13 protein-coding genes are annotated in these 16,078 nt (G+C 61.9%); 10 read left to right on the forward strand and 3 right to left on the reverse strand.

Annotated features, from left to right (window positions below):
• Nucleotides 1-27 precede the first annotated feature (27 nt).
• The 4 genes from OP496_RS05180 (at nt 28) to phoU (ending at nt 5,112) form a co-directional block, all read left to right on the forward strand.
• The gene (locus OP496_RS05180; protein WP_280562443.1) at nt 28-2,148 is read left to right on the forward strand and encodes an ABC transporter permease subunit; all 2,121 of its coding nucleotides are present in this window, start codon (nt 28-30) and stop codon (nt 2,146-2,148) included.
• A complete protein-coding gene (gene pstA / locus OP496_RS05185; RefSeq protein ID WP_280562444.1) occupies nt 2,145-3,521 on the forward strand; it encodes a phosphate ABC transporter permease PstA in 1,377 nt (458 codons plus the stop codon). Before OP496_RS05180 ends, pstA begins: the two co-directional genes overlap by 4 nt.
• 65 nt (nt 3,522-3,586) lie before the next feature.
• Entirely contained in the window at nt 3,587-4,360 is a 774-nt protein-coding gene (gene pstB, locus OP496_RS05190) for a phosphate ABC transporter ATP-binding protein PstB (RefSeq protein ID WP_280562650.1), read from the forward strand.
• Between the two features lie 32 nt (nt 4,361-4,392).
• The gene (phoU, locus tag OP496_RS05195) at nt 4,393-5,112 is read left to right on the forward strand and encodes a phosphate signaling complex protein PhoU (protein WP_280562445.1); all 720 of its coding nucleotides are present in this window, start codon (nt 4,393-4,395) and stop codon (nt 5,110-5,112) included.
• Here phoU and OP496_RS05200 read toward each other — a convergent pair.
• A complete protein-coding gene (locus OP496_RS05200) occupies nt 5,070-6,944 on the reverse strand; it encodes an EAL domain-containing protein (protein ID WP_280562446.1) in 1,875 nt (624 codons plus the stop codon). The genes phoU and OP496_RS05200 overlap by 43 nt on opposite strands.
• A gap of 301 nt (nt 6,945-7,245) precedes the next feature.
• Between OP496_RS05200 and cysZ the strand changes: the two genes are divergently transcribed.
• From cysZ to fhuF, 6 genes are all read left to right on the forward strand, one after another.
• Nucleotides 7,246-7,974 (forward strand): sulfate transporter CysZ, encoded by a 729-nt coding sequence (gene cysZ / locus OP496_RS05205; protein WP_280562447.1) that lies wholly within the window; start codon nt 7,246-7,248, stop codon nt 7,972-7,974.
• A gap of 28 nt (nt 7,975-8,002) precedes the next feature.
• Nucleotides 8,003-8,941, forward strand: a complete 939-nt coding sequence (locus OP496_RS05210; protein ID WP_280562448.1) for a ZIP family metal transporter — start codon at nt 8,003-8,005, stop codon at nt 8,939-8,941.
• Between the two features lie 131 nt (nt 8,942-9,072).
• Nucleotides 9,073-9,684, forward strand: coding sequence for a superoxide dismutase (locus OP496_RS05215; RefSeq protein ID WP_280562449.1), 612 nt, complete (start codon nt 9,073-9,075; stop codon nt 9,682-9,684).
• A gap of 18 nt (nt 9,685-9,702) precedes the next feature.
• Entirely contained in the window at nt 9,703-10,725 is a 1,023-nt protein-coding gene (locus OP496_RS05220) for an AraC family transcriptional regulator (protein WP_280562450.1), read from the forward strand.
• A 217-nt stretch (nt 10,726-10,942) separates the two neighbouring features.
• Nucleotides 10,943-13,048, forward strand: a complete 2,106-nt coding sequence (locus OP496_RS05225) for a TonB-dependent siderophore receptor (protein WP_280562651.1) — start codon at nt 10,943-10,945, stop codon at nt 13,046-13,048.
• Nucleotides 13,049-13,186: 138 nt separating this feature from the next.
• Nucleotides 13,187-13,945 (forward strand): siderophore-iron reductase FhuF, encoded by a 759-nt coding sequence (gene fhuF, locus OP496_RS05230; protein WP_280562451.1) that lies wholly within the window; start codon nt 13,187-13,189, stop codon nt 13,943-13,945.
• Between the two features lie 29 nt (nt 13,946-13,974).
• Here the strand turns inward: fhuF and phoR are convergent, their stop codons facing one another.
• Together phoR and phoB are read right to left on the reverse strand one after the other, a co-directional pair.
• Nucleotides 13,975-15,294, reverse strand: a complete 1,320-nt coding sequence (gene phoR / locus OP496_RS05235) for a phosphate regulon sensor histidine kinase PhoR (RefSeq protein ID WP_280562452.1) — start codon at nt 15,292-15,294, stop codon at nt 13,975-13,977.
• A gap of 5 nt (nt 15,295-15,299) precedes the next feature.
• On the reverse strand, nt 15,300-15,989 hold the full coding sequence (gene phoB / locus OP496_RS05240; RefSeq protein ID WP_280562453.1) for a phosphate regulon transcriptional regulator PhoB: 690 nt from the start codon (nt 15,987-15,989) through the stop codon (nt 15,300-15,302).
• Nucleotides 15,990-16,078 lie beyond the last annotated feature (89 nt).

Raw genomic sequence — 16,078 nt, forward strand, 5'->3', positions numbered from 1 at the left:
GGCAATGCTTCGCCGCCGGGCTCGCCGATGACTAATCCCTCCACTGCCCCGCCTCGCCCGAATCGCCGCTTGCGTCAGCGTCTCGACCGTCTGGCGACCGGGGTGATTGCCGCCAGCGGTATCGGCGTGGTCGTGGCAGTGCTGGCCATCGGTGTGTATCTGACGCTGGCCGTACTGCCGCTTTTCGACGGTGCTGAAGTGGATACCGGCGCTCCCTCGGCCGCCGACGAAGGTATGATGCATGCCGTCTGGTTGGCCGATGATGGCACGTGTTGGTTGACCCGAGACGGGCATCTGCGCGACGTCGAGGGCGAGATTACAACGCTATCAGCAAGCACCACGATCGCGGCAGTGGCCGAGGCAGGCAAGACGCAGCCGCTGGCCCTGGGGCTGGGCAACGGTGAGGTACGCCTGGTGCCCCGCGACGATCAAGGGCGGTTGCGATGGACCCAAGCCTCTACCATGAGCTTGTTCGAATCCCGCGGCGTGGCGGCGTTGACGCTACGTCATGCGGCTCAGGGCTGGGTTCTGGCGGGGCGAGATACCCAAGGCAAGGTGGCGGCCCTGTGGCATACCGATGAGGCTACGCGGCGTATCGCGGTGCCGGAGACGGCCGAACATATCGCGCTAGGCCACGCGGGCCGCCTGGCCATGACTCAAGGCACGCAATTGACGCTGTGGCAGTTGTCTCCCGATGGCGGCGGCATGGTGTCGGCGCGCACCGAGACCCAGGCGCCGGTGACGGCGTTGAGCTTCCTGCAAGGCGGACGCACGCTTATCGTCGGCGATGACCAAGGCGGGCTGCGTCGTTGGCGACTCTCCCCCGACGCCACGGGCTGGCAAGTGCCCGAGACGTCATACTCAGCTCTGGGCGATGCCGCCATTCGACGCTTGATCGCCCTGCCCCAGCAGCGCCTGTGGCTGGCGCTGGACGACAGTGGCCGCTTGGGACTCTATCAGTCCCTGAGCGGCCAACGCTGGCAGGGTCAGGCACCCGAGGCCACGCCGCCGACGGCCGTATCGATTAATTCACAAGGCACGCAGGTAATGTGGCTGGGCGAGTTGGGCACGCCCCAGCGGTTGGCGATCGAGGCGCCGCATGCTGCGGTAAGCCCGGCGACCCTGTGGATGCCGCAGACCTATGAAGGCCACAGCGCTGCCCAGTGGCGCTGGGCGGCAGCCGTCACTGGCGATGAAGAGCCGCAATACAGCCTGGTGCCGCTGGCCTGGGGTACACTCAAGGCAGCGGCCTGGGCCATGGTGTTTGCCGTGCCGCTGGCGTTGGGAGCGGCGGTGCATAGCGCTTGTTACATGTCACGGCGCCAGCGTGCGCGTCTCAAGCCCGCCATCGAGCTGATGGAGGCGTTGCCCGGCGTGGTCATTGGCTTCGTCGCAGGATTTCTCGTGGCGCCCTTCGTCGAGCGCCACCTCGCCGGCACCCTGGCGCTTTTCGTGTGCGTGCCGTTGGGCAGCGTGGCGTGCGGCTGGCTATGGCGGATGTTGTCTCGACGCTGGGGATCGCGTCTACCCCCTATCGGTGCCGGCGTCGGGCTGATGGTGCCCTTGGCGCTTCTGTGCTGGGCGGCACTGGGTCTCTCGCCGTGGCTCGAGGCCTGGTGGTTCGGCGGCGATCTGCGTGCCTGGATGCACCAGCAGTGGGGCTGGGATTACGCGCAACGCAATGCGCTGATCGTCGGTATGGCCATGGGACTGGCGATCATTCCCACGCTCTATTCACTGGCCGAGGAAGCGCTTTCCGGTGTGCCCCGCCCCTTGGCGGAAGGCTCTCTGGCACTGGGCGCGACACGGGCGCAGACGCTGTGGCGAGTCCAGTTGCCCGCCGCCGCGCCGGGAATTCTCTCCGCGGTCATGATCGGCGCGGGACGCGCCGTGGGGGAAACCATGATCGTGCTGATGGTCACCGGCAATACGCCGCTGATGTCACCGAGCCTCTTCGAGGGCCTGCGCTCGCTGGCCGCCAACCTGGCCATCGAATTGCCCGAGGCGGCGGTGGGTGGCACCCATTATCGTCTGCTGCTGCTCGGGGCGTTGCTGCTGTTCGTGTTCACCTTCGTCGTCAACACGCTGGCGGAAATAGTGCGCTGGCGGCTCAAGCGGCGGTATCGACGCTATGGGGGTGACGCATGAGGATACTTCGGTTGGGCAGTGACGGCGTCTGGCGATGGCTGAGCGGGGCCTGCGTGGCGCTGTCGCTATTGGCCGTGGTGGCGCTTTTGACGTTGGTCGTGACACGCGGACTGGCGCATTTCTGGCCTGCCGATATCGAGCAACTGACCCTCGAAAATGGACAGCAGGTCGCTGGCATCGCCCGTGGCAGCGAGGCCGGCGAACAACGCTATTTCACCGCCAATCGTGACCTCGACGGTCGGGTATGGCGGTGGATCGAGACGCAGGCCATCGAGACGCGTGAGACGCCGCCGGAACTACTGTACGCCGAGCGTCGCGATTGGGGACCCTTCATCGGACGCCTGACGGCGGTGGAGACGCCCGCCGGTGAACGCCTGCAAGGCGACGAGGCCGAACGCCGCCTGCGCCAAGCGCTGGCAGGAGACACCGACGTCACGACGCTACATCTGCGTAACGTCGAGGGGCGCGCGGCTGAGGTGGCCTTCGCGCAGGTGGCGTCGCTTTCCTGGCCCAATCGCATGACTATCGGCGACAAGCTCGCGGCCTGGGGACACGGCGTGTGGCGCTTTCTCAGCGAGGCGCCGAGCGATGGCAATACCGGGGGCGGCGTATGGCCGGCGATCTTCGGCACCCTGTTGATGGTGATGCTGATGTCGCTGGTGGTCACGCCGTTCGGCGTGCTGGCGGCGTTGTATCTCAACGAGGTGGCACGCCAGGGGCCGTTGACGCGCCTGATACGCATCGCGGTGCGTAATCTGGCCGGGGTACCGTCGATCGTCTACGGCGTGTTCGGGCTGGGCGTGTTCGTCTACGGATTGGGCGGCCGTATCGATAGCTGGTTCTTCGCCGAGCGCCTGCCGTCGCCGACTTTTGGCACCGGTGGGCTGCTATGGGCCTCGCTGACGTTGGCGCTGTTGACGCTGCCGGTGGTGATCGTGGCTACCGAAGAGGGCCTGGCGCGAGTTCCCGTGGCGTTGCGTGAAGGGTCACTGGCGCTGGGCGCGACGCGTTTCGAAACCCTGCGCCGGGTGGTGGTGCCCATGGCGCTGCCGTCGATGCTCACCGGAGTAATCCTGGCCGTGGCTCGTGCCGCCGGCGAGGTGGCGCCGCTGATGCTGGTGGGTGTGGCCAAGTTGGCGCCGGAGGTCCCCGTGGATGGGGAGTTTCCGTACCTGCATCTCGATAGCAAGTTCATGCATCTGGGCTATCACTTGTTCGATCTTGGCTTCGCCAGTCGCGATGCCGAGGCGGCGATGCCACTGGTATTCGCGACAGCGACGTTGTTGGTCGTCGTCATCGTGGTGCTTAACCTAACTGCAATAATCTTGCGCCATCATCTCAGGGCACGTCACCGTGCACTGGAGCATTCGTAGGAGGTTCGTCACTCTTGTCTGCCGCGTCTTTTTCCGCCGCCGAGACCCAGCGCTTGTCGTCGTTGGTGGTCGATTTTCCCTCGACGTCGAGCTGTTTCGACATCGAGGCCCTGTCGCTCGCCTATGAGGGGAAGCCGGCGCTGCGCGACTTGACGCTGCGCGTGCCGCGTCACCGCGTGACGGCCTTCATCGGGCCCTCGGGATGCGGCAAGTCGACGTTACTGCGCGGCCTCAATCGATTGCATGACCTCAACGACCAGGTCACGCGGAATGGACGCATTCGCCTCGAGGGCCAGGACATTCATGCCCGCGACGTGGATGTGGCCGAGCTGCGCCGCCGGGTGGGGATGGTGTTTCAGACGCCCAATCCGTTTCCCATGTCGATCTATGAAAACGTCGCCTACGGGATGCGTCTGCAGGGCGTCAAACGCAAGCGCGAACTGGATGAAATCGTCGAGTGGGCGTTGCAGTCGGCGGCGCTCTGGGAGGAGGTCAAGGCGGATCTGCACGCCTCGGCGTGGACGTTGTCGGGCGGGCAGCAGCAGCGTCTGGTCATCGCCCGTACCCTGGCAGTGCGCCCGGACGTATTGCTGCTCGACGAGCCGGCCTCGGCGCTGGATCCGATCTCGACACTCAAGATCGAGGAGCTGATTCGTGGCTTGAAGTCGCAACTGACGCTGATTCTGGTCACCCACAACATGCAGCAGGCGGCGCGCGTGTCCGACTACACCGCGTTTCTGCACGCTGGCGAGCTGGTCGAGTACGCCCCGACCGATACGTTGTTCACCAATCCGCGCTTACGGCGCACCGAAGACTACATCACCGGCCGCGTGGGTTGAGTCGCGGCGATTCCGACAAGCGGAGCAGTGTCATGGACATTACCAACGAGACGCATAGCCAGCACATTTCCCGTCAGTTCAACCAGGAATTGGAGCAGCTCAAGACCCAGTTGATGGCCATGGGCGGACTGGTCGAGAAACAGGTGCAGGATGCCGTCGAGGCGTTGCTCGAGGGCGATAGTCGAACCGCCGAGCGCGTGCGCGATAGCGATAACGCCGTCAACGACATGCAAATCCAGATAGACGAGGAGTGCACTCGGGTGCTGGCACGCCGGCAGCCGGCGGCCTCCGATCTACGCCTGGTGCTGGCGGTCATCCGCGCTACCTCCGATCTAGAGCGGGTCGGCGACGAGGCCAACAAGATCGCACGCAATGCATTGACGCTCATCGAGTCGGACCGTCACTCGCGGGGCATGGTCGAGATTCGCCACCTGAGCGAGCACGTGCGCAAGATGCTGCGTGACGCGCTGACGTCGTTCGCGCGCTTCGACACGCGGCTGGCGCTGGAGGTGCTTCACGAGGATGAATCGGTCGATAATGAATATACCACGGCCACGCGCTCGCTGGTGACCTTCATGATGGAAGATCCGCGCGCCATTACCTCCATTCTCAGCGTGATGACGATCCTGCGGGCCCTGGAGCGGGTCGGCGATCATGCCGACAACTTGGCTGAACACGTCATTTATCTGGTCAAGGGGCTCGACGTGCGTCACACCGAGCCCGGTGAGCTGGACGAGTCGCTCGGGGAGTGATGCCGTTTTCTGGCAGTGGCTGCCAACAGCGCTTCGGCATGGGGCGGAGTCAGGGCGATGGAGAAGACATGGCCCTGAATACTGTGGCAGTGAAAGTCGCGCAGTAGTGTGACCTGGGCGACGCTTTCCACGCCTTCGGCAATGACCTGCATGTCGGCATCGCGCCCTAGCGAGACGATCGAGTGCACCAGCGAGGCTACTCGTGGGTCATCGCAGATGCGGTCGATGAAGCTCTTGTCGATCTTGAGTGTGTCGAACGGGATCCGCGTGAGGTAGGAAAGCGACGAATAACCGGTGCCGAAATCATCGATGGCGAACCCCACGCCACGGCGCTTGAGACGCTGCATGCTATCGATGATGGCCTCGGGGTCGTCGATCAACGAGCGTTCCAGCACTTCCAGGTTGAGCAATCGCCCGGGGAGGCGGTGGCGCGTGAGCAGTGAATCGATCAAGTCGGCGAAGGCAGGCCATGCGAGCTGCTCCTGGGAAACGTTGACGGATACCGGTAGCAGGGCGTGGCCTCGGTCGCGCCACGTGGCCAGTTGCTGGGTGACGGTGTGCAGGACCCAGGTATCCAATTGATCGCCGAGATCGATTTCCTCACTGATATCGACGATATCCTGGGGGCTGACTTGCCCCAGTTCGCTGTCATGCCAACGCAGCAAGGCCTCGAATCCTTTCAGGCGATAGCCGTGTATGGCGACTTGCGGCTGATAGTGTAGCCGGAAGCGGTCTTCGGCCAGTGCCGAAGCCGTACGGCGGCGCAGCAAGTTGCGCCGCGTCAGGCGTGGCAGGGACGTTGGCGTGTCGAGGCGGAGGAGGGCGTCGCCGCGCTCGTTGTGGAGGCGCCGGCAGGTATGCTGCAGGGCGGAGAGGATGTCATCGGCATGGCCAAGCCGGGTGGCGTCCTGTGCCCAGATAACGCGCGCGGCGGCGGTGACGGTCTTGCCGGCGGCGAGATAGGGCGCCTGCAAGGTCTCAGCCAGTGTTGCCATGGTGTCGGCCATGCGCGCGGGATCTCCCTGGTAGAGCAGCACCCCGAGGCGTTGATCGTCGATGCGTGCCAAGTCGAAGATAAAACCGTCGAGGGCTTTCTCGACCCGCGCGATGCCGCGCATGAGCACTTCGTTGCTGGCCTCTAGCGAAAAGCGTGTACGCACCGCGCGCATGCCGTAAAGATCGATGGCCGCGACGCCACAGAACCTTGCGGTGTCCGGCAATGCCGCCAGGCGTGCCTGAATGAGTTGCTGAAAGCGTTGTTGCGTGGCGAGCCGGGTTTGCGGATCGAACTGGGTGCCGATTTCGGCGCGGGCGCGCTCGAGGTGCGTGATGACGTCGTCGCCGATCTCGTTTTCCACCAGGCGTGCCAAATCGAGCAATATCTCGCGCTGGTGGGCGTCGAAGTGCCTTGGGTGACGGTCGATAACGCATAGCGTGCCCAGCGGCAGGCCCGAGGCCATACGAATGACGGCGCCGGCGTAAAAGCGGATGTAGGGCGTGTCGGTGACCAGGGGATGATCGCGAAAGCGCGGATCGTTGGCGGTGTCCTCGATTACCAGCATTTGGCGCTCGAGCAGGGCGTGCGCGCAAAAGGCGTTGTCGCGGGAGGTTTCGCAGGCATCGAGGCCGAAGCGTGACTTGAACCACTGACGGTGGCGATCGATCAGCGTGATCAGCACAATGGGCACGCCGAAGACCTTCGCGGTCAGCCGGGTGATGTCGTCGAAACGCTTCTCGGGCGGTGTATCCATCAGACCAAGACGTTGGAGTTCGTCGAGGCGGCGCGCTTCATCACCATGATCGGGGGCGTCGGCCCCAGGGGCATTTGCCATGAGGTGTTCTCTTGTCGCGATGCCGGGCTGCGTCATTTACAGGCCGGGGAGGCACGTTAACGCTGCCGTGCAGGCATCCCAGTTTAGCTACGTTAGCATACCGCCGTGCCGCGCTTGGCCGCTATTCGCTGGGTTGCGCCGAAAGGCCGAGCGGGTCATGCGTTTTACTGAGCACGAAGCCTGAGAGCACCTCATACTGGTATTAAATTTCTCATCAACCGCGGGAGATGGGCGCCGGGGCCGCCGCATGGCATGCTGCTGCTCAGGATCCGCGCTAACGTCTATCAAGGAATGAACCTCGATGCTGCATGCGTTTACTGCCATCAGTCAGGGCACACGGTTGGTTCTGTCGCCGGGGATGCGCCGCTTCGTCATTGCGCCGGTGGCAATCAATCTGCTGATCTACGCCGCCACGCTAGGTTATTTGTTCACGCATTTCGGCGGCTGGCTCGACTACTGGATGCTCAAGGTGCCGTCCTGGCTCGAGTGGCTGGAATGGTTGATCTGGCCGCTGCTGGTAGTGAGCCTACTGTTGGTGGTGTTCTTTTCCTTCACGCTGGTGACCAACCTGATCGCTGCGCCGTTTTATGGCTTTCTCGCCGAAAAGGTGGAATGGCGCCTGAGTGGGGCGCCGCCCAGCGATACGCGGGGGCTTTTCCGCGCCGGGGTCGACGCGCTGGGTCGCGAATTCGTCAAGCTGGGGTACATGCTGCCGCGCATGGCGCTGTTGTTCGTACTTGGTTTCGTGCCCGGCGTGAACGTATTCATGCCGTTCTTGTGGGCCGCCTTTTCGGCGTGGATGCTGGCGATTCAATACCTGGATTATCCGATGGATAACAACCAGGTGAGCTTTGGTGACATGCGACGACGCTTGCGGACGCGTTGGTGGCCGACGCTGACCTTTGGGGTCGGCATGTCGCTGGCGACGTGGATACCAGTGCTCAATCTGGTGTTGTTACCGGGCGGCGTGGCGGGCGCGGTGATACTCTGGCAGCAGTATTATCGTCATCTACCGGCTGTGACACGCTGAACGCTCTCGACGACACAGGAGACCCCGCATGCAAGATACGCAAGCGCCCTCGCAAGCGCCCTCGCAAGCGCCTTCTGTAGCGCCCGGCGGCTTCATTCGACGCCGCTGGGCGCTGGGCATCCTACTCGCGGCCGCCGTGGGCGCGTTTCTGGTGTGGTGGCTGGGCGCTCAGATGCGCGATTGGCTGGGGACATTGAGCACGCTTCAGGCGGGCATGCTGGCGAGTCTGGTGGCGGGGCTTTTCACGCCGCTGGGGGCGTTACCGATCATGGTGCTTCGCCACATTAGCCAGCGTCTCGAGGATGCCCTGATGGGCTTCGGTGCTGGCGTGATGTTGGCCGCCACGGCCTATTCCCTGGCCATGCCGGCCTACGAGGACTCGCTGGCGCTCACCGGCACCATCGGCTGGGCCCTGATGATCGTCTGCGGGGGGATCGTGTGTGGCGGTATTCTGGTCTGGGGGATGGACCGCTTCGTGCCCCATGAGCATTTCGCGCTGGGCAAGCAGGGTGGCGCGGATGCCTTGCAGATCCGGCGTATCTGGCTGTTCATCTTTGCCATCACCATTCACAACTTCCCCGAAGGGCTGGCAGTCGGCGTGGGCTATGCGCGTGGCGACATGGCCGCCGGGGTGGCGCTGACGCTGGGCATCGGCCTCCAGAATCTACCCGAGGGGCTGATCGTCTCCCTGGGGCTGCTGGCCATCGGCTACTCGCGTCCGATGGCATTGGGTGCGGCGTTATTGAGCGGTCTGGTGGAGCCTATCGGCGGGGTTATCGGGGCCTTTGCGGTGCATGTCGTCGATGTCTTGCTGCCCTTTGGCCTGGCCTTTGCCGCCGGCGCGATGTTGTTCGTGATCAGTCACGAGATCATTCCCGAGTCGCATCGCAAGGGACACGAACGCGATGCGACCTTCGGCGTGCTGGGTGGATTCATGCTGATGTTCATGCTTGACAAGGTGTTTTGACCCTCTCGTCTAAGCTGCTAAGTAATTGACAAACCTGCAATGAAAACTATTATGATTAGGCACAACCTGCCGTTGGTGCCACGTTGCATCAAGGCTCGACATTCGACGATAGATTGACAAGGAGGTATGTCGTGGCGCATCAACTACCGACGTTACCCTATGCTTATGATGCCTTGGAACCGCATATCGATGCGCTTACCATGGAGATCCATCACAGCCGTCACCATCAGACCTACGTCAATAATCTGAACGCCGCTCTGGAAGGCACGGATCTCGAATCGCTGCCGGTCGAAACCCTGATGGGTGAAATCGAGCGCGTTCCGGAAGCCAAGCGTCAGGCAGTGATCAACAATGGTGGCGGGCACGCCAACCATTCGCTGTTCTGGACGGTCATGTCGGCACAGGGTGGAGGCAAGGCCAAGGGCGATTTGGCCTCGGCTATCGAAAGTGAACTGGGCGGTGACGAAGCGTTTCGTGAAGCCTTCACGCAAGCTGCCCTCAAGCGCTTTGGCAGTGGCTGGGCTTGGCTGTCCGTTACGCCTGCCGGGCGTCTGGTCGTGGAAAACACGCTCAATCAGGATAGCCCGCTGATGCACGGCAATACGCCGATTCTGGGGCTGGACGTGTGGGAACACGCCTATTACCTCAAGTATCAGAACAAGCGTCCCGAGTACATCAAGGCCTTCTTCGAGGTCGTCGATTGGGACGAAGTGGCGCGTCGTTACGCCGAAGCCACTGCGTAAGCCTATCGGGAGTATGTCATGGGCCCGGCAACAGGCATGACGAACGATGTCTCAGTACCGGCCCAATGCCTGACCATGGCAGATTTCGGCGCTTTCGAGCGCCGTTATCGTTTGTATCACCGCTTCCCCTCCTTGAACCGCACCGACGCCGCGTTCACTCCGGTGGCCGAGGGCTGGGTCGATGAATGTCGTCCTGCCGTGGGTGTCAGTCTCGTCGGTTCGCGTCTCACGATCCACCATACCTACGAAACGCATGCCTTGGCCGACGCGCCTGCGCATGTGTCGATCATCGTCATGCTCGAGGGCAGCGCGGAACTGTCGCACGGTGAGCAGTATTTCGCTCTGGCACCGCGTGAAGCGCTAATGCTCACGCACGCCGGACATCAGACGTTGAGTGCGCGTCATGCCGGTGGGCAGCACCTGCGTGCGATCAATCTCACCTTGCTGGATGCCGTACGTACGTCGCACACGCACTTGGCTGCGCTACTGGTCGAATTGCTCGACAACACCACCAGTGGGGCGTGGCGCTTGTCCTTGCCCGAAGGCGTCTGGTTGTCGCTCGAGGATTGGCTGAATGCACCACCGGAGGAAGCACAGCAGCATGCCTTGCTCGGTGAGGGTCTGGCGCTGCAATTGATGGCTCACGGTTTGGCGGCCCGGGGAACCTCTCCCCAGCAGGATCGCCGCCTGGGGAGGCGTGACCGCCACCATTTGGCACGTGTGCGTGAATGCCTGCACGAACACCCTGAGGCGTCGCATAGCATCGAGTCCTTGGCGCAGCTGGCCTGCATGAGCCCCAGCGCATTGCGTGACAAGTTTCGCCAGGCGTATGGCCAGTCGGTCTTCGAATGTTTGCGTCAACGTCGCCTCGAGATGGCCCATGCGCTGCTCCGGGAAGGCTATAGCGTGCAGTACGTGGCGACACGGGTGGGGTATCGGCATGCCAGCAACTTTGCCACTGCCTTCAAGCAGCGCTACGGTCTATCGCCGCGTGCGTTACACCAGCGTCTACCCCCGGCTGGGGTCGTGATTACGCCTTAATGATGACAGAAGTTCCTCCGCGAGGTCGCTTGCAGCGTCGCGCATAGATTTTTCGGCATTGATCATAAGCAGAACGACTCTTAAAAGTTAATAATTCTCACTCTCCATAAGAAATGGGTCGACCGCGACCCGAGGACGAGAGCGAGGAGCCGTTTTCATGAGTCGCACATTGCATCCCCACTGGTTTTTCTGCGCGTGCCTGGCGGGCGTATTGTTCATGCCCACGACAACGTGGGCGCAATCCGAAAGCGATGACGGCGATGCCGTGGATCTGTCCACGGTGACAGTGTCGGGCGAGGCTGCCACCAAGACGCAGACGCCGATCATCGAAACGCCGCAGTCCGTTTCCAACATCGATCGCGAGGAGATGGATGAACGCGACACCCGCACACTTGGCGATGCCGTGAAATATACGCCAGGGGTATACTCCAACCAAGTGGGCGCATCGAACCGTTACGATTATCTCGTCATGCGGGGCTTCTCTGATGGAAGTCTCAGCAATACCTACCTCGATGGTCTGAAGGTGATGGGGGACACCAATGGCTACAGCTCGATGGTGATCGATCCTTACTTCCTGGAGAGTGCTGAAATCGTCAAGGGGCCGGCCTCGGTGCTTTACGGGCGCTCGTCTCCCGGGGGCCTGGTGGCGCTGACCAGCAAGCAACCGCAATTCGAGACACATCGGCAGCTGCGCTTTGGCGTGGGCAACAATAGCCAGCGCAGCGTGGCGTTCGATGTCACGGGGCCGCTGGATGATGAGCGACGTGCCGCCTATCGCGTGGTGGGCTTGGCAAGTGGTGCGGATACCCAGTTCGACTCGGTCGAGGAAGAGCGCTACGCCATCGCACCCTCGATGACCTGGGATGTCACCGACGATACGACCCTGTCGTTCATGGCCTATCTGCAAAAGGATCCGGAAGGCGGCTATCATTCCGGCGTACCTTACGAGGGGGCGGTGAAAAGCCACAATGGCCAGAAGATCAGCAATAACTTCTTCGATGGCGAGGAGGATTACGACAAGTTCGAGCGGACCCAGCGTATGTTCGGTTACAGCCTCGAGCACCGTTTCAACGATGCCTGGACCGCGCGCCAGAAGGTGCGCTATCTGAACGCCGATGTCGATATGGATCAAGTCGCCCAACAAGCCGAATACCTTTATGACGGTTCAAACAACTTGATAGGGCAGAATGTCTGGGTCGACGGGAATAGCAATGAACTCAAGCGCTCTTATTTTGGTGCCGAAGAGTCGCTCGAGGCCTGGACCATTGATAACCAGGTAGAAGCCAAGCTCCACAGTGGCTTCATCGACCATACTGTGTTGATGGGGCTTGATTATCAGAATCGCGAGAATGACGTTGTTTATAAGTCGGGCGCTTTTCCCAATATAAATCCGTTCGATCCGCAATATGGTGCAGATGTCGTGGGTGATATAACCACGACCAACGATGAGCGCCATGAGTTGACCCAGACGGGGGTTTACCTGCAAGACCAGATGGCCTTCGATCGCTGGCATCTCACGCTAGGCGGCCGCTACGACTGGGTCGAAATCAAGAACACCGATAATCTAAACGACAGCGAAAGCAAGCTAGACGATACCCAGTTCAGTGGCCGGGCCGGCGCACTCTATCTATTCGACAATGGTGTCGCGCCCTATGTCAGCTACAATACGGCCTTCACGCCGACCAGTTTTGTCGATGCCCAAGGCGATCTACTGGAGCCGATGGAAGGTGAACAGTGGGAAACCGGCCTCAAGTTCCAGCCGCCGGGCACTCAGGATCGCTATAGCCTCTCGCTGTTCCGCATCACGCAGGAAAACGTCGCCACCAAGGAGCAACCCACCGACCCTTATCGCTCCATCGGCGAGATCGAGTCGCAAGGCCTGGAGTTGGAAGCCCGCACGCAATTGACCGAGGGACTGCGTTTGCAGGCCGCCTATAGCTACACCGACATTACCTACACCAAGAGCGATGTGGATAGCGAAGAAGGCAGTCACGCCATCTACGCCCCGCGTCACCAGGCTAGCCTGTGGGGCCATTATGCCTTCCAAGGCGATACGCTCGCAGGTCTGGATGCCGGCCTCGGGGTGCGCTATTACGCTGATATCCAAGCGAATCGTGCCAACACCGAGCAAGTTCCCGATTACACGCTGGTCGATGCCATGCTGGGCTATGACATGAGCCAGATGGGGATGCCGGGCATGCAGGTGCAGCTCAATGTGGGCAACGTCTTCGACAAGGAGTACGTGGCCTCATGCAATTCGCTTCAGCACTGCTATTTTGGAGCGGAGCGGAATGTACGTGCGAGCCTGACCTACGACTTCTAGGCCCTGCCTAGCCATCGCTCGACGACTTTGCAGACAAGACCTTGGCACGATTGAATCGCGAGTGGTTTTCATTTACGCTTTTTGGCGTGGGTATCTGGCCCACGCCTTCCACTTGGCCTCGCCACAGGAAAGCTTTCGATGTCAGTGCTGCTTGATCGGTTTTATGCCGGTCCCTTGAAAGGGATGGATCGCAAGCTGGTCACCTGGGACCAGGCGCCAGCGACGACCTGGGCGGCGCGAGATGTATTCTCCGAGCCCGGGATGACACAGATCCTCAAGCGTTATGGCGCCGAGCATCAGCATGGCGATTCTCGCGCCGTGATCTCGCTGTGGTCGAAGTATTTCCTGGCGCTCACTACCTATCTGGGAGCGGCGCACAACCTGCTGGCGGAGCGACAATTACCGCTCGAGCTATCGCGTCTGGGCTTGGTACTCGGCGAGGATATGCTCATCGAGGCACTGGTCGTCGAAGACACCGGCACACCGCTCGTCGCCACTCAGGCCGAAACGCGCTTTCTTCCCATGATACGCGACACCTGGGGGCCGGCGATTGCCTGCATGGCCGAGCATACCGGTATCGCGCCCCGCGCACTATGGGGCAATCTCGGCCACTACTATGACTACCTCATCTCCCAGCTCTATACCTTGCCCGGTGGCCAGGCGCGGGCCGATACGGGCGGGCGTCTGATGACTCTGCGGGAATTGGCCGATGGCAAGCGTAATCCGCTGTTTCGCCCCATTCGCTATTATGAAAGCAGTGAAGGTGACATCGAGTCCATCCGGCGTGTCTGCTGCATTCGCTATCTTCTCCCCGGACTCGGCTACTGCGGCAACTGCCCGTTGGCATGTCGCGAGAAGACTGAAACCCAACCGCCACGACGCGTGGCCAACGGCTGATATGTCGAGCAGGTGTTTTTCTGGCAACGTTAGTCGCTACCCACGGCACGCCGTTCTTTGGGGGCGGTGCGCACGCGCGTGGCGGGGAAGACACAGCGGAAAAGCGCGCCTTGGCCGGGGGGGCTGTCGATGTCGAGATGCGCGTCGTGGCGCAGCAACACATGCTTGACGATGGCCAGCCCCAGGCCGGTGCCGCCGTTGGCGGCGCTGCGCCCCTTGTCGACGCGATAGAAGCGTTCGGTGAGGCGTGGCAGGTGTACCGGGTCGATACCGTCGCCGTCATCCTCGACCTCTACCGCAGCACCCTCCTTCCAGGGCTTCCAGCGCAGCGTGACGGTGCTTCCCGGCGGTGTGTAACGCACGGCATTGAAGACCAGGTTGGAAACGGCGCTGCGCATCTCGCCTTCGTCACCCAGCAGGCAATGGTCGGTGTGGATGTCCAGGGCTATCTCATGACTGCCCGCGCAGAGGTTGGCAGCGTCATCGCGAATGTTTTCCAGCAGCGTGGCCATGTCCAGCGGGGCCGGATCGTCGCGGGTCTCGTCGGTTTCCAGCTTCGACAACAGCAGTAGGTCCTCGACCAGGTTCTGCATACGCTGGGTCTGTTCCTGCATCTGGCCGAGGCCGCGCTGCCAGCGCGATGGTAGTTGATCGGCCTGATCGAGATAAGTCTCGAGATAACCGGTCAACACGGTGAGCGGGGTGCGCAGCTCATGCGACACATTGGCCACGAAGTCGCGTCGCATTTGCTCGAGGCGATGCAGTTGCGAGATGTCACGCGCCATGACCAAGCGCTCGTCGTCGCCGAACAGCGTGACCTGGTATTGCAGCGTCACATCATCGCGTATCGGCGAGGCCAAAGTCAGCGGTTCGCGGTAATCGCGGGCATTGAAATAGGCCACGAAGCGCGGGTCGCGCAGGAAGTTGGTGATGTGCTGGCCGCGATCATGGGGGGTTTGAAAGCCGAGCATCTGGGCCGCGGCACTGTTCCACCACTCTAGGTCGCCGTGATGGTCGAGCATGACCACGGCATCGCGCATTGCCTCGCAGGAGTCTTGTACGCGGCGGATGATATCGCGCAGGCGAGCCTGCGATTGACGCTGGATCTTCTGATACTTGTAGAGGCGATCGAACAGGTCGCCCCAGACCCCGGCGCCAACCGGTGGCGTGTCATGTGGATGTTGGGTCAGCCAGACATACAGGGCACGCAAATGGCGAAGATGCAGGTAGACGTAGAGGCCCAGACCGGCGGCCAGCCCCCAGCCGGGTTCGCCGAAGAGCCACCCGAGGACACCGAGACCGATGACGAGGTACGCCAGACGCCACAGTTCATTGGTCCAATAGTACACGTGCGCTACTCCTTGGTGGAGAAGCGATAACCGGTGCCGCGTACCGTCTGGATGAGGTGTTGGTGGTCATCGCCGAGCACCTTGCGCAGGCGGCGAATATGCACGTCGACGGTGCGCTCTTCGACGTAGACATTGCCACCCCAGACCTGGTCGAGCAACTGGCTGCGGGTGTAGGCGCGTTCCTGATGCGTCATGAAGAACTGCAGGAGCCGATACTCGATGGGGCCCACGTCCAGCGCCTCGCCGTTGGCGCTGACCCGGTGGCTGACGGGATCGAGACGCAAGCCGTCGATTTCCACCGTGTCCTCGACCCCGGTGGGCGTGGTACGTCGCAGCACGGCCTTGAGGCGTGCCACCAGTTCCCGCGGCGAGAACGGCTTGGTGATGTAATCATCGGCGCCGGCTTCCAATCCCTGAATCTTGTTGTCTTCCTCGCTCTTGGCGGTGAGCAGGATGATCGGCAGCTCGGCGGTGGTGGTATCGCGCTTGAGACGTCGCGCCAGTTCGATGCCGCTGGTGCCAGGCATCATCCAGTCCAGCAGCAGCAGATCGGGTTGATCGTCGACCACCATGGCGTGCGCCGCCTGGGCGTTGTCGGCTTCCAACACGCGGTAGTCGGCCATTTCCAGCGCCACCGCGATCATTTCGCGGATGGACGCCTCGTCATCGACGATGAGCACTGTCTTGGCGGTCATGGGCGTGGGCCTCTTGCGGATCGCGATGAAACGAATCACTCATGAATGACATCGGCATGACGATTACAACGCGCTAATGTGACATTTTC

The organism is Chromohalobacter sp. 48-RD10, assembly GCF_029889785.1.
GTDB lineage: Bacteria > Pseudomonadota > Gammaproteobacteria > Pseudomonadales > Halomonadaceae > Chromohalobacter.

What these genes read in the sequence shown, in the direction of transcription:
- OP496_RS05200 (WP_280562446.1), bottom strand. Translation starts at nt 6,944, where the DNA reads ATGGCAAATGCCCCTGGGGCCGACGCCCCCGATCATGGTGATGAAGCG.
- phoB (WP_280562453.1), bottom strand. Translation starts at nt 15,989, where the DNA reads ATGACCGCCAAGACAGTGCTCATCGTCGATGACGAGGCGTCCATCCGC.
- cysZ (WP_280562447.1), top strand. Translation starts at nt 7,246, where the DNA reads ATGCTGCATGCGTTTACTGCCATCAGTCAGGGCACACGGTTGGTTCTG.
- pstA (WP_280562444.1), top strand. Translation starts at nt 2,145, where the DNA reads ATGAGGATACTTCGGTTGGGCAGTGACGGCGTCTGGCGATGGCTGAGC.
- OP496_RS05210 (WP_280562448.1), top strand. Translation starts at nt 8,003, where the DNA reads ATGCAAGATACGCAAGCGCCCTCGCAAGCGCCCTCGCAAGCGCCTTCT.
- OP496_RS05180 (WP_280562443.1), top strand. Translation starts at nt 28, where the DNA reads ATGACTAATCCCTCCACTGCCCCGCCTCGCCCGAATCGCCGCTTGCGT.
- OP496_RS05220 (WP_280562450.1), top strand. Translation starts at nt 9,703, where the DNA reads ATGGGCCCGGCAACAGGCATGACGAACGATGTCTCAGTACCGGCCCAA.
- phoU (WP_280562445.1), top strand. Translation starts at nt 4,393, where the DNA reads ATGGACATTACCAACGAGACGCATAGCCAGCACATTTCCCGTCAGTTC.
- OP496_RS05225 (WP_280562651.1), top strand. Translation starts at nt 10,943, where the DNA reads ATGCCCACGACAACGTGGGCGCAATCCGAAAGCGATGACGGCGATGCC.
- fhuF (WP_280562451.1), top strand. Translation starts at nt 13,187, where the DNA reads ATGTCAGTGCTGCTTGATCGGTTTTATGCCGGTCCCTTGAAAGGGATG.